General features: G+C 55.8%; 10 protein-coding genes. 5 read left to right on the top strand and 5 right to left on the bottom strand.

Annotated elements, in window-relative coordinates; translation table 11 throughout:
* The first annotated feature begins 138 nt into the window (after positions 1-138).
* From ABD971_RS02310 to ABD971_RS02295, 4 genes are all read left to right on the top strand, one after another.
* A complete protein-coding gene (locus ABD971_RS02310) occupies positions 139-441 on the top strand; it encodes a transposase (RefSeq protein WP_345319002.1) in 303 nt (100 codons plus the stop codon).
* Positions 438-869 (top strand): hypothetical protein, encoded by a 432-nt coding sequence (locus ABD971_RS02305; RefSeq protein WP_345319000.1) that lies wholly within the window; start codon positions 438-440, stop codon positions 867-869. Before ABD971_RS02310 ends, ABD971_RS02305 begins: the two co-directional genes overlap by 4 nt.
* A gap of 148 nt (positions 870-1,017) precedes the next feature.
* Complete coding sequence (locus ABD971_RS02300; protein ID WP_345318998.1) at positions 1,018-2,532, top strand: sialate O-acetylesterase; 1,515 nt, start codon at positions 1,018-1,020, stop codon at positions 2,530-2,532.
* Positions 2,533-3,124: 592 nt separating this feature from the next.
* Complete coding sequence (locus tag ABD971_RS02295) at positions 3,125-4,519, top strand: sulfatase family protein (protein WP_345318996.1); 1,395 nt, start codon at positions 3,125-3,127, stop codon at positions 4,517-4,519.
* Positions 4,520-4,648: 129 nt separating this feature from the next.
* Here the strand turns inward: ABD971_RS02295 and ABD971_RS02290 are convergent, their stop codons facing one another.
* Genes ABD971_RS02290 through ABD971_RS02280 form a run of 3 tightly spaced genes read right to left on the bottom strand, consistent with a single transcriptional unit; the run spans position 4,649 to position 10,619 of the window.
* Positions 4,649-6,067: a sulfatase gene (locus tag ABD971_RS02290; protein ID WP_345318994.1), complete on the bottom strand. Its 1,419-nt coding sequence runs from the start codon at positions 6,065-6,067 to the stop codon at positions 4,649-4,651.
* 22 nt (positions 6,068-6,089) lie between these two features.
* Positions 6,090-7,493: a DUF1501 domain-containing protein gene (locus tag ABD971_RS02285; RefSeq protein ID WP_345318992.1), complete on the bottom strand. Its 1,404-nt coding sequence runs from the start codon at positions 7,491-7,493 to the stop codon at positions 6,090-6,092.
* 45 nt (positions 7,494-7,538) lie between these two features.
* Positions 7,539-10,619: a DUF1553 domain-containing protein gene (locus ABD971_RS02280; RefSeq protein ID WP_345318990.1), complete on the bottom strand. Its 3,081-nt coding sequence runs from the start codon at positions 10,617-10,619 to the stop codon at positions 7,539-7,541.
* Between the two features lie 361 nt (positions 10,620-10,980).
* Here ABD971_RS02280 and ABD971_RS02275 point away from each other — a divergent pair, with 361 nt between their 5' ends.
* Entirely contained in the window at positions 10,981-11,313 is a 333-nt protein-coding gene (locus ABD971_RS02275; protein ID WP_345318988.1) for a hypothetical protein, read from the top strand.
* 306 nt (positions 11,314-11,619) lie between these two features.
* Here ABD971_RS02275 and ABD971_RS02270 read toward each other — a convergent pair whose 3' ends face one another.
* Both ABD971_RS02270 and ABD971_RS02265 read right to left on the bottom strand, forming a co-directional pair.
* The gene (locus ABD971_RS02270) at positions 11,620-12,135 is read right to left on the bottom strand and encodes a universal stress protein (protein ID WP_345318986.1); all 516 of its coding nucleotides are present in this window, start codon (positions 12,133-12,135) and stop codon (positions 11,620-11,622) included.
* A 24-nt stretch (positions 12,136-12,159) separates the two neighbouring features.
* Positions 12,160-14,184, bottom strand: coding sequence for a SulP family inorganic anion transporter (locus ABD971_RS02265; RefSeq protein WP_345318984.1), 2,025 nt, complete (start codon positions 14,182-14,184; stop codon positions 12,160-12,162).
* Positions 14,185-14,241 lie beyond the last annotated feature (57 nt).

Below are 14,241 nucleotides of genomic sequence, written 5' to 3'. Positions count from 1 at the left end.
TGTGGCGGGTTTAGCAGAGATTATTGATTGTCTGTAGGAAACTGTCGCAAGGTGTTCTCGGGGTTGTTTGATCTGGTGCGTTAGCCCATGACTGGCGGACTGTGGACGAATCCTTCAAAATCGTCTTAGGAGACCAATATGTCAGCAAAGAACAAACAACGACGATCATTCACTGAAGATTTCAAGCGAAATGCTGTCGATCTGATCGTCAATCAAGGGTACACCTTCGCGGCCGCCTCGAGGGCAGTCAATGTTGATACCACAACACTCCGTGATTGGCATCGGAAGTTTGCACCAACGCCAAAGCCTTGTGACGATAACGCGTCTGTCGAACAGCTCACTGCGGAAGTGAAACGACTCCGCAAAGAACTCGCTCGCGTCGAGATGGAGCGTGAAATACTAAAAAAAGCGACGGCGTATTTCGCGAAAGAGTCGCAGTGAAATACGCCTGGATCCGTGTAGCCTTCTCAGGTGTCAAGTTCTTCTACTCGCGAACCTACAAGCGAAATTGGCAGACGCTCGCCACGATGAAACTGCAGCGGGACAAAACGACGCCGGAAGTACTCACCATCGAACAGCTCCACTGCATTATCGACGCCTGCCGAATCGAGCGTATTGCTGCTTTTTTTCGGACCACCTACGCGATGGGCTTGCGGCTCGAGGAAGCTCGCAACCTGAAAGTCGGCGACATTGCCCCCAAAACATGCTCTGTCCCCGATGGCTGTCCATTCTCTCTGCGAACTCTCACGCTCTCGGTTCAGAAAGTGGCTGCTTGTTACCACGTCGTCTGCTTGGGATATACTCTTTTTCTCATGCGAACTCCGCAGATCCCCGTTTTAGGGTCGCATGGCGGCTGCGTGATCGCTTGAGCGTGCTCGACATCGTCGCTTCCGATCCGGCGGCCACTGCCAAAATCGACCGTGAGCCAAACCCTACGAACCATCGCGAAGAGGCTTTCTTGAAGAGCCGAAGCCAATGGTTTGTTGGGCTCATTCCATTTGAACCGTGAGAACCCCGATGCGTGCATCCCCCTTGCCACTCGTTCTGCTGCTGGTTGCTTTACTACCTGACTTGCTTGCGGCCGATCAGCTTCGTGTCGCTGACGTTTTTACTGACAACGCCGTGTTACAGCAGGGTGTCAAGTTGCCGGTGTGGGGAACGACCACTGCGAACACGGAAGTCACCGTTCGTCTTGCCGGCCAAACGAAGACGGTCCAGGCAGCGGAAGATGGAACTTGGCGACTTGAGCTTTCGCCGCTGCGAGCCGACGGCAACGGTACGACCATGATCGTCGAATCGCAAGAGGATCGTCAGGAGTTTCGCAACCTGCTCGTTGGCGAAGTGTGGTATGCCAGTGGTCAATCGAACATGCAGATGACGCTCCAAGCGTGTGCTCAGAAGATCCCCGCCATTCGCGAAATCGCCGAAGCCGCTGCGACCGACAACATTCGCTGGCTTCGGATCGATGAACCCGATTCACCCCAACCCTTAAAACGCAGACAGAAGGTGACGCCTTGGCAACTCGATCATCCCGCCAACCGGGCAACACAATCTGCGGTCGCGTACCTCTTTGCCCGCACCCTTCATGAAAAGCTTGGTGTTCCGATTGGCATCATCGAGGGATCTTGGGGTGGCAAACCGATCGAAGGTTTCATTCCAAGATCGCAGTTCGAAAAGCAGGAAACGTTGCAACCACTCCTTTCGCTCGCCGAGCAGAATCAACTTGATGCGTTGGCTAAGCTCGAAGGAGGCGTGATCGTTCGCAATACCGCTGGCATGCCAGGTCGAATCTACAACGCGCGGGTGTCGCCGATCGCGCCCTACGCGATCCGTGGATTTATTTGGTATCAGGGCGAGTCCAACGCCGGTCATGGTGAAGATCCTCGCAATTACCGGTTCAAGATGCGAGCGCTCGTCGAGGGCTGGCGAGAAACCTGGGGTCAACCGGAGCTTCCGTTTTATTTTGTGCAACTACCAACGTTCAAAGATGAATTGACGGGATGGATTCGCTTGCGTGAAGAGCAGCGTCTGAGCCTGGACATCCCGCACACAGGAATGGCGGTGACGATCGATCTTCGCGACAGCGACATTCATCCGGCCAATAAACTTGATGTGGCCAGTCGCCTGGCAAACTGGGCTTTGGTGAAGACATATGGAAAGCAGTTTCCTTGCAGTGGGCCGCTGTTTAAGTCGGCCACCGTCGACGGTGATTCGATGCGAGTCGAGTTCGAGCACGCGGATTCTGGTTTAATGGTGGCTCGCAAGGAAGGACTCGCCGCGGCAACGCCGACGCCTGATATCGCATTAGCGCACTTTGAATTGGCAGATGAATCCGGCAATTGGCATCCCGCCCAGGCAACGATCGATGGTTCCGCCGTGATCGTTCAGAGCCCCGGTGTTAGGAATCCGCGAGCGGTCCGTTACGCCTGCAGCGGGGCCCCGGAGAACGCGAACCTTTACAACCAGGCGGACCTGCCGGCTTCACCGTTTTGCAGTGACCTGCAATTACTGGCGTGGGAGTCGGACAAATAACTTCGATCTCACCGAGACACCCCGAGAAGCTTACTCGGTGGAAGCTTGTCAAAGATGCCGACCGCTGGCCAGAGTAACGCCGTTTTGTCGGATCAATCCCTACCTTTCTTGGTCGGCGAACCGGAGGCCAAAGACACTCGCGACGACAGGCGTCTACAAACAGCAGTCCGAACGCAAGTTTTGAAATTGCGGTTTTAGACGTTCATCGGGCCAAAGGCCCGGCAATTTGCCTAGCCTACGTCAGTAGATCCGAGTAAATGGCCGGGCCGTTGGTCCTACAGTTCATTGGTTTTTTTGGTCCCAGCCCGTTGGGCTGGGCTAGGTAAACGTCCGGGGCTTTGCCCCTAAATACAAACGCGCAACATCAAAAAAGCGCAAGCGGGGCCACCCAACCACGGCCGTTTTTACTTGTCGGCCTTGGAAATTTGACGGCTTGATAATGCAGTACGACTACATCGGGTGTGACGCTACCAGGCGTCCGGAATGTGGTATCGTAGGAGCCCTGTCAAACGGAAACTCGTCCGATCAGCGTGGTGGAAGATTCGATGGGGCGTGCCTTTTTGTTCGACAGGAACCTGGATGGAATGACAACATGAGCATGAGAATAAGAATGAGAAAGTGTTTGCTATTTTTGGCGATGGTGGCGGTTCAATTGGGTGCGCTGCACGTACATGCCGCGGATCATCCCAACGTCGTGATCTTGCTGGCGGATGATCTGGGATACCAAGATGTCGGATGTTATGGCGGACCTGTACGCACACCGAATATCGATGGACTGGCAGCTGCGGGAACTCGGTTCACGGATTTTTATTCCGGCTGTGCCGTTTGCAGTCCGTCTCGAGCGACTTTGCTAACAGGTCGACATCACATTCGTGCCGGCGTCTACAGCTGGATTCACGATGAAAGTCAAAACTCGCATCTGCTGCTGCGCGAAAACACGCTTGCGGAATTGCTGAAAGGGGCGGGCTACGCGACGGCGCATGTGGGCAAGTGGCACTTGGGGCTGCCCACGCCCGAACGCCAGAAACCGACCCCCGCGGAGCATGGGTTTGATCACTGGTTTGCGACTTGGAATAACGCGTCCCCGAGCCATCGAAACCCGGATAACTTCATTCGCAATGGACAGCCTGTCGGCCCGCTGGAAGGCTATTCCTGTCAACTGGTTGCGGACGAAGCGATCCGCTGGCTAGATCAGGAAGGCCGATCGGATCGTCCGTTTTTTCTGAACGTCTGGTTTCACGAGCCTCATGCACCGATCGCCGCTCCCGGGGACATCGTTGACACTTATGGGACTCGCAAAGACAACGCGGCGATCTACAGTGCCACGATTGACAACACCGATCGCGCGATTGGACGCATCTTAAAGAAGCTGCGCGAAGTCGACGCCGCTGAAGACACGATTATCGTTTACGCATCGGACAACGGAAGCTATCGCGATGATCGGACCGGAGGTTTGCGGGGTCGCAAGGGCGCAAACTGGGAAGGCGGTATTCGCGTGCCGGGGATCTTCGTTTGGCCCGGTCAAGTTCAAGCCGGCCAGGTTTCTGGTGAACCGGCAGGGATTGTGGATATGTTGCCAACCCTCTGTTCACTCATCGGCGTCGAGCCTCCAGCGACACGTCATCTCGACGGCTCCAACCTGGCACCGATCCTGCGTGGACAAGCGGATGCGTTCACGCGGCACCAGCCGTTGTTCTGGCATCTGCAGCGGAGCCAACCGATCGTCGCCATGCGAGACGGTAAGTGGTCTTTGGTCGCCCATCGAGACTACGAATTGTCGAGCAACAATATGTTCCAGGAATCCTGGATCCCGATGATTAAAACGGGCGGTTACAAAGACTACCAGCTATTCGATCTCGAAAAGGACCGCTCGCAGACGACCAACGTCGCGGATGAATTTCCCGAAACGCTAGCGAGAATGAAGCAACGGCTGCTGCAGATCAACGCCAGCATCATGGCCGACGCCCACGACTGGCACCTGGAATAAGTCCAGCGTTGGTCGGCCGAGACGATAAAAAGCGGTAGGCGGCAAGGCTGCGATTGCAGTGAGCCAGCCCGCTGCAGATTTTGTCCTGCCCAGCGGCAACGGTGATGCGAGGCTGTCTAGCTAACCGTATCACTTGTTTCGTTTCTGCTGAGGCGGTTTGGCATTATGAGTCGGCAGGTGAGCCCTCAGTTCCTGGATCACGGTTGCCGATGCAGGTTCCGAGGCGAGGTTCGTCCATTCGTATGGATCATTTCGGTGGTCGTACAGCTCTTCGCTGCCATCGGCATATCGAATGTATCGATGTGTTTGCGTACGCACCGCGTGATTCTTGTAGCCATGCGTCGTAATCGCCGGCTCATTCCACGCGGCTGACGGTTCACGCAACAAAGAGACAGCGCTTCGGCCCTCGACGTGCTGGGGGATCTCGATGTCGACCAATTCGCAAAGCGTTGGATAGATGGTCATGAAGTCGATCGGCCGCTCACATACGGTCCCCGCTTTGGTGACGCCGGGCGCGACCCAGATCAGCGGAGCTCGTGTCGGTTCTTCCCACAAGGCAAATTTGCGCCAGTGACTCTTTTCGCCAAATGACCAACCGTGATCGCCCCACAGAACGATGATCGTATTGTCGGCATGCGGACTGTTACGAAGTCCATCCAATAGACGGCCGATGTTCATGTCCGTGTAGGCACAGGTTGCCAGGTAGGACTGGATGGCGTCTTTCCAACGACCACTTTTTAGAAACTTGGCGTGATCACCGTTGGGATTGGCCATCTTGACGCCTGCTGGCGGAATGTCGCTGAGGTCGTCTTCACGATGAGGCGGCAGCTGGATTTGATCACGTGGAAACAAATCGTAATACTTCCGCGGAACGGCAAAGGGCAGATGCGGCTTGTAAAGACCGCAGGCCAGAAACAACGGCTTGTCGTGCTTCTGTTGCAGTTGTTCGATGCACCAGTTGACGACGTGCCAGTCCCCGAGATCATCGTCTTTCAGATCATGCGGCAGCGGTTCGTGATATCCCTCGTACTTCTTAACGCGGGGCCCGTCCAGCGAATAGCTTTTGGGGTCCATGTATTCCGACCATTCCGATGGGTGATAGGTTTGGCTGTGGTAGATTTTTCCCGCGCCGGCAACATAGTATCCCGCTTGTTTGAACTGGTTGCTCAGCCCAAATCCCTCGGTGGTGTACTTCTTCCATGGGTCTCCGTTCATGTAGCAGCCTGTCGTCCAGGGACGTTGGCCGGTCATCAAGGCAGCTCGAGCCGGGTTACAAGCAGGTACGGCACAGTAGGCGCGGCTGAACGTCGTACCCATCTTCGCCAAGCGATCGATATTCGGCGTCTTGGCTTGCGGGTTGCGGCCCAGGTGGGTGACCCATGCGTTCAGATCATCCACGGCAATAAACAACACGTTGGGACGTTGTTTGTCCTCCGCATTTGTAGGCTCGAAGGCGCTCAGACCAAGACACAGGACAAACAGCAACATGCAACGCATCGTCGTGCTCACAAAAAGGTGTTGGGGCAGGGTGGTCGTCAAAAGATTCATGGCAAAGCTACTTTGATCGTGTTTAGGCAAGGATATCTTGGATGACGTTTCCGTGGACGTCGGTCAAGCGAAATTCACGCCCCTGGTAGCGGTAGGTCAATCGCTCGTGATCGAGACCCAGCAGATGTAGGATCGTGGCATTTAGGTCATGCACGTGCGCACCGTTTTCCGTGACGTCCATGCCAAGGTCGTCGGTCTGGCCGTAGCTTGCGCCCGGCTTGATGCCTCCGCCGGCCAGCCACATCGTGTATGCATCTTTGTGATGATCGCGACCAGACAGCTTTTTGTCGTTGACGCTACCGCCTTGTCGCAAAGGCGTCCGCCCGAACTCGGATCCCCAGACGATCAGCGTATCCTTCAACAGATCTTGCCGCTTTAGGTCTTGGATCAGTCCGGCGATCGGCTTGTCGGTCTCCTGACACTTTTTCGGCAACCGTGTTTCCAGGTTGTTGTGATGATCCCAATCGGAATCATAAAGCTCAATCAGTCGAACACCTCGCTGGACCAGCCGCCGGGCCAGCAAACAATTGTTAGCGAACGACGCCTTTCCGGGGGTCGCGCCGTAGAGTTCAAGCGTCTCTTTCGTCTCACCATCGATGCTCATCAATTCCGGAACCGAAGCTTGCATTCGATAGGCCATTTCGTATTGCTGGATACGTGTCTCGATTTCGGGATCCCCCGTGGCCGCGGACTGCTGCTGATTCAGCTGAGCCAGTGCATCCAGTTCCCGCCGCCTTCGCTTCTGGGTGTACCCTTCGGGGTTGGTTAGAAACAATACGGGATCTCCTTGCGAGCGGAACTGAATCCCCTGATAAACGCTGGGCAGAAAGCCGGTCGACCACAAACTGGTTCCCGCTCCGCCCGCGGGCCCGCTAAGCAGCACAACATACCCGGGCAAATCTTTGTTCTCGGACCCAAGTCCGTAGGTCACCCACGATCCAAGGCTGGGTCGGCCGCCTTGACCGAATCCCGAATGCAAGAACATTTGCGCCGGAGCATGATTGATCTCTTCGGTGTGTACCGAGCGAATAAAAGCGAGTTCGTCGGCGACTCCGGCTAGATTGGGAAGCAGTTCCGAGAACGAATGTCCGCTCTCGCCGTACTTCGAGAATTTCCAGGGAGAACCCGCAAGCGTCGAAGTTTTTCCGATGAAGGCAAAGTCGCGATCCTTGGTCACCTCCGGTGGGCAGGGTTCGTTGTGTCGCTTGATCAATTCCGGCTTTTCCTCGAATAGATCAAGCTGCGACGGTGCACCGATCATGTGCAAATAGATCACATGTTTCGCTCGCGGAGCAAAATGAGTTTGACCGGGCGCTGCGAACGCCTCGTCACCGAGCAGCGACGCCAGTGCGATCCCGCTGAACCCGATCCCACACGTGTTCAGGAAATCACGGCGATCGATGTGAACTTCGTTGTGATGCGTCATCGGTTCTTTACCATGGGTCCATCGGAAGATAGCTGTCCGTGTATGTCAGTTCTTTGTGATCGTTTCATGCAGGTTCAGCAGGACGGCGGCCACACTGCGCCATGCGTCCGACTCAGTCTGACCGCGACTTGATTTAGGGAATTGGTCGGCGTGTTCTTCGAGTTGGCTGCGATAAAGATCTGCCAATACATGGCGTTCCGCCTCGGTCGGCTTGCGTGCCGTGCAAAGCTGGAACGCGAAATCAAGTTGCGAGTCCAGCGGTTCCCCTTTTTTCTCAGTCAAGACGCGGTCTGCCAGTGACTTTGCCGCTTCCACATAGACCGGATCGTTCAGCAACGTCAGCGCTTGAAGTGGTGTGTTTGTACGTGATCGTTTCACCGTGCAGACCAGCCGGGCGGTGGCATCAAAGTTGACGAAACTCGGGTAGGGAGATCCGCGTTTCAGGACAACATAGATTCCCCGCCGGTACTGTTCGCTGCCGGGACTGACTTCGTATTGATAAGCGGTTCCTCCGGTTTTGATCCAGATTCCATCGGGCTGAAACGGACGGATCGGTGGACCGTACTGTTTCAGACTTAATAAGCCTGAGATCGCCAACGCGTTGTCGCGAATCATTTCTGCGTCCATGCGGAAACGCGGCCCGCGTGCCAGCAATTGGTTGCGATCATCTTTTTCGAGCAGTTCCTCTGACAGATGGGACGATTGTTGATATGTCGCCGACATAACGATCGTCTTCAGAAGTTGTTTGGTCGACCAACCCTTTTCCACGAATTCGACCGCTAGCCAGTCGAGCAATTCGGGATGGGACGGTGGTTCCCCTTTCACGCCGAAGTCTTCGACCGTCGTTACAATTCCCTGACCGAACAACTCGGCCCACAACCGATTGACCGTGACTCTGGCAACCAACGGGTTCTGCGGCGATACCAGCCACCGAGCAAGATCCAGGCGATTCCGCGGACTCTCGGGCATGGAATGCAGAATTGACGGGGTCCCCGGTTGCACGACCTCGCCCGGTTTTTGGTAGTCGCCTCGCTCAAAGACCGTCGACATCCGCGGCTTCTCTAACTCGACCATCACGAGAGTGGTGTCCGGAACAACCGCTTGAATCTGCTTCTTAAGTTTGGTGATGTCACGCGCTAGCTTGCTGCTGCGAGTGTCTTGCTTGACTCGGTAGTCGAGTACTCTGCTGCGATCGCGTTTGGACCATTCTGCAATCGGCTTTGCTGCGACCTTGAGCAGATCATCCGGTATCGAAATTCCTTCGCCGGCGCCAGTGACTGCGGACAGTTGAAAACGTCCGATCGTTCGCGCCTTTCCGAATTCCTGAGTGAGCGTGAAGACGAGTTCGGCGTCGTTAGCAATGTCCAGCGGTTTTGCCAGAGTGAACGTTGCCCAGTGGGATCGGTCGAACTGGGGCGCAATCGCCCACCCGGTTTTGGGTTTGTTCTGTAAGGCCCCCGAAACATCCCAGCTCGTTTGCGAAAAACTGGCTGTCGCGGACGAAAACTCAAGCTTGGTTGCCGGAGAGGCGTCCAGCGGCCTGAGCTCCGCCGCGAATCCATTGAGCACAAAGTTTCTACGTTTTGGATCGCCTCGACCTGGCCCCTCGCCAGGCAACGAATGATGTTGCAAGGCGTCGAGCTGAAATTTACGGATGTCGGTCAGTTGACCCCGAACACGCACGGTGTAGACATCGGTATCAGGAGGATCTCCTCCCACTAACAAGATCGATCCATCCTCGAGCTTCTCGAATGTATCGGTCGCGCCCTCCGACTGAAAACTCGTGATGTCCAACACGTGTGTCTTCGGCGCCTTCGCAGAACGTTCTGCCAGCTCCGTTACCCACGACTGGAGGTCCGATTCCAACTCCTTGCGGAGGTCGCGAAGTTGTTGATTGGCCTCGGCCAGTTGTTTCTGCAGATCCGCGTGCTGGGCGTCCCGCTGCGGATTCGACAGCGGCATTGTGGGACCGTTGAACTGGATCGAACTGGGCTTGTTCGGGCTGGCAAGATCCGCTTCCAACTGAGTGTTATTGTAAAACGCCAGTAGTTGATAATATTCCTTCTGACTGAAAGGGTCATATTTGTGGTCATGACACTGACAGCACTCCAGGGTTGTGCCCAGCCAAACCGCGCCCGTGGTGTTCACACGATCCATGACCTGTTCGATGCGAGTTTCCTCCGGCAGCGATCCGGCCTCGACGTTCGTCGGGGTGCAACGATGAAACCCCGTCGCAATCTTTTGTGATTCCGTTGCATCCGGAAGCAGGTCGCCAGCAATCTGCTCGATCGTGAACTGATCAAACGGCATGTCGTCGTTGAGTGCTCGAATCACCCAGTCGCGATAAGCCCAATGCTCTCTGAGATTATCTTTCTGGAAACCGTGTGAGTCAGCGTAATGCGCCAGGTCAAGCCAGGGCCGCGCCCAGCGTTCGCCGAACTGAGGGCGGGCAAGCAGTTCGTTAACCAGCGTTTCAAAACGATCTTCCGATGGGTTCGTCAGTAAGTGGTTGACTTCCTCGGGTGTCGGCGGCAGACCGATCAAGTCCAGATAGACTCGGCGAACGAGTGTTTGGGGTGTCGCCCGAGGCGACGGGCTGAGTCCTTCGTCGACGAGTCGTCGCAAGACGAATTGGTCGACGGGTGACTTGGCCCACTGACTAGCGGATACCGCAGGAGGTTGGGGACGCACAGGAGCGATGTACGACCAGTGTTTGTTCGCTTTAAAATCGTCCGGCCACGGAGCACCCTGTTGAATCCAGCGGCGGATGATCGATATCTGTTGCCTAGTTAACGGGTCGCCGATCGCCGGCATGACTTCATCGTCACCGCGTGGCAGCAAGATTCTGCGTAACAGTTCACTGTCGGCGGGACTGTCAACTTCGATGGTGCCGGACTGCAACGCTTGGTCACGGACGTCGAGGCGTAGGTCGCCCTCTTGCTTCTGCTCGCCATGGCACTCCAGGCACGAGCGCTGGAGAATGGGATAAACGTCCCGAGCAAAATCGACCGACTTCTTCTTGGGCGTGGACGGTTGATCGGGCGCGTCACCGCATGATTGATCGGTGGCGGCAACGATCAGAAAAATCGCAACGCAGACGCATGCGGTGATGCGTAGAGGAATCATTTCGTTCATCCGAGGCTGGCTGTGTTTTGGCTCTCATGGGAACCCAACGGAATCGTTGTCGGTGCCGTGCTTCCAGGCCCCCCAGTGTACTCGATTCCACGACATTTCGTTCTCGCCGGGAATGTCTGAATTTTCCGAAATCACGGCTGCGGCTGGATTGGCTGACATCGACTGGATCGATTCGAAATCGCATATCGCTCCCAGTCTCACGCAAATCACCGATGAAAAGAGCCTCGATTGAGGTGGATGGCAGCAAATTCCCCAGATTCCTTTTGCTAGCCAGCCGGCGGTGTCTATCGGTGGCGGAGGTGTTCTGCACGCCGCACTCGTATCGAACGAGCCCCAATTACGGTACAGTTCAGTGTCTCATTACCATCAAGCGGCCGAGGAAATAATGGCAAAAGTCGATCAAGCAGCCCTGCAGAACGATGATCCCGTGGCGTTATCCGACCACACGGACAAGATCAAATCGCAGGTTCTAGAGAAAGTCGGCCGACCACCCCATCTGCATCGCGTGGAGGTGTGCCGGCACCACAACGACAACTATCGGGTGAACATTTGGGAGAAGTTGGAGCAGCCGGGGGACTTCGCGGTATCAACGCGGGTGCACATTTGGTCGTCCTATTATTTGAAGGTATCGGATTCGGGTGAGATCACTGCCAGCAACCCGCCGTTGACCAAACTCGGCATCTAGGCCTGAATTCCTAGCGTTACGGGAACGATGTCCGATCGCAGGACATTCATCTACCGCGACGACTGATGCCCAGCAGCGTAGACCGTCCCGTCGACGCGGTATCCTTTGACGTAACAAGGACGTGCATCATGCCTCCGTCGCATCTCCGCGCCCCAGAGAATGCCTGCATCGCATTTGCCGAACTGCAGACCAAATTGCATAGACGCCGACTCGCAATATGACGTCAGTGAAACGCGCGTCGGGCAAAGCCGACCGCAGTCCGTGACCGGCGTCCAGGTGTAGCACAACCAAAGCGACTTCCTGTCATCAGCGTTGTTTCGCGGGGTCACAAGCGTGCGAGTTTTCGCGAACGGTCAGGACGGGACAGTCCGCGGATCGAACAACGTTTTCGGCTACGCTGCCGAGAAAAAACTGTGCTACGGGGCCGCGGCCGTGCGTTCCCATGACAATCAGGTCAATGTTGTGATCGCGAGCGTACTGGACAATCTTGACGGATGGCCTGCCTTCCGCAAATGCGGTCTCGATCCTCACGTTCTCATCCGACGTCGCATCGACGCACGCGTCAAGCTTCTGTTGCACCACCGACTTCAACTCATCAACATTGAACGATGGTGCGCAACCTGCTGAACCCGACGGCGAACTGAGCGTCCTGGAAAGGTTCTCGATTGCATCGAGGCCCATCAGTGTTTCTGTGACTCTCTCCGTATGGCTGACATGCAGCAGTGTGATTCTCCCCTCGAGGTCTTTGCATAGCCCGACGGCATATTGCAGCGCCGCGTGCGCGGATTCGCTGAAGTCGGTGGGAACAAGTAAATGACGCATGACTGACTTCCTTCCTTATTCGTTCTATTGAGAAACAGTGGACTCGCCCACGGATTCATTGGGACCGACAACCGATTCGGATGCAGGTGCGCCATTCTTTGCTGTGTCGGGATTGAAGCGTGCATGCAACGACTGCCAGTCGATGACGAGTTTGCCGCCCGTTGACTCGTGTTGCTTCGCCCAGTTCATCAACAGGTCCAGACAGGCGTGATCGATGTAGTCAAGCTCACTAAAATCGATATGTAATTCAGCGCGAGCGGGAACCTTCTCTAATTCTCGCGCCAGAGCGGGAAGACGAACGAAGGTGGCTGCACCTTGAAGTGAGAGAGTCACCCTGCGGGAGCCTTGTTCTTGTTCAAGCCGTGTGGCCAAGTGCGAGAACGTATACAGAAGTTTGGCGGCGGCAAGTCCGATGCCCACCAGTACGCCGGTCAACAGATCGGTGATGACGATGGTGCTAACGGTGGCGGCGTAAATCGCGACTTCGCCACGACCGTACTTGCCGAGGTCGCGAATGGACTTGGGATTGACCAACTTGTAACCCGTATAAACCAAAATCGCAGCCAGGCTTGAGGTCGGAATCAGACGCAGTACAAACGCCAAGCCTGCGACGAAGATCAGCAGCCACAGTCCGTGCAGGATCGCGGAAGCGCGGGTGCGTCCGCCCGCTTGGACGTTTGCCGAACTGCGAACAATCACTCCAGTCAGCGGGAGCGCACCAAGAAAACCGCAAACAACATTCCCAACACCCTGTGCAAAGAGCTCGCGGTCGTATCGAGTGCGGGGACCTTGATGCATCTGATCCACTGCGGTTGCACACAACAAAGTTTCTGCACTGGCAACCACCGCGATCATCAGTCCGGCCTGAACTACGGCCGCCCAGGGTGCCGAGCTCAGTACGGTGAGGCTCGGAAACCGCACATCGCTCCAAAGATTATTGGGGATTTCTACGTACAGCACCGGTACCGCGAGCAGGGCGGCAACTAGGGTTGCTAAAACCACCGCGATCAAAGGGGCCGGCACGACCTTGAGAGGCTTGGGCGCGGCCCCCTGCCATAACAGGATGACTGCGATCGTCAGGATACCGAGGTAGGCTGCCAGATGGTGATTCTTTTGATGGCTCATAAGATCTTCAAGCGACGCTACGGCTTGGACCTGTCGTGGCAAGATCTCTTCGATGTTGTTTTGCTGCAACGCGGTTGCCGCGGCACCACTTTGAAGAATCGCCAAGGAAGCCGCTTCATTGATCCTCGTAAATTTTTTACTCGGAACCGACTCCGTTTCAAACTCCTTTAATCGAACACCGACAGCACTGAGCTCCTTCGTAATCTGTGATTGCTCGGTCGCCAAGTCAACCAAGTCAACGGTCGCGATCTCGACAAGAGCATCCGAGGACTCGGGCTTTTCTCTGTTCCCAGGATGCGGCACGCGTTCAGCCACTCGCTCGTGCAGGTTCACCTGACGCTGGTGGAGGTCGCCAACGGTGCGCAACATCTCGGTCCGGAATTTCCGATCTTCACGGCCGTTGAATTCGGGGATTGCCAAACCCTTCCAAATCGCTTGCGGAATCGTAACCAGGTTTCGGATTCCGCTGCCCTTCGGCTTGTCGTCCACCATCACGTGGAACTGACTTGCGAAGATCAGTACACCGATTCCGGCCAACATTCCTTTGATGACAGCGGGCGAAACAGCGCGAAACCATTGCCCTAACTTCAGAACCCCAGCAACGGCTTGCATCAACCCCGCGATCAAGACGATGGTGCCCAGCATCTCCAAGCCAAATCGCTGGACGACCTCATAGACAATCACCGTTAAACCAGCCGCAGGCCCACTGACTTGCAACGGACAGCCGGCCAGCGTGCCAACAACCAACCCGCCGACGATGCCGCTGATAAGACCGGCAGCCACAGGGACTCCTGAGGCGATCGCAATGCCCATACACAATGGCAACGCGACCAGGAACACCACGACAGACGCCAGTAAATCGTGCTTGATGATCGAGCCGACCGCGGTCTCCTGCTCCTGATCCATTTCTTGAGTGCTACTCATCTTTCGTCTCTTTGCGATCTGGATTGGTTAATCTTGAGCAACGCCAACGATGCGATC

Origin of the sequence: Novipirellula rosea, assembly GCF_039541335.1 — a bacterium.
Lineage (GTDB): Bacteria > Planctomycetota > Planctomycetia > Pirellulales > Pirellulaceae > Novipirellula > Novipirellula rosea.
The sequence above is the reverse complement of the archived record's forward strand: the minus strand, read 5'-3'. Positions and strand labels throughout refer to the sequence as shown.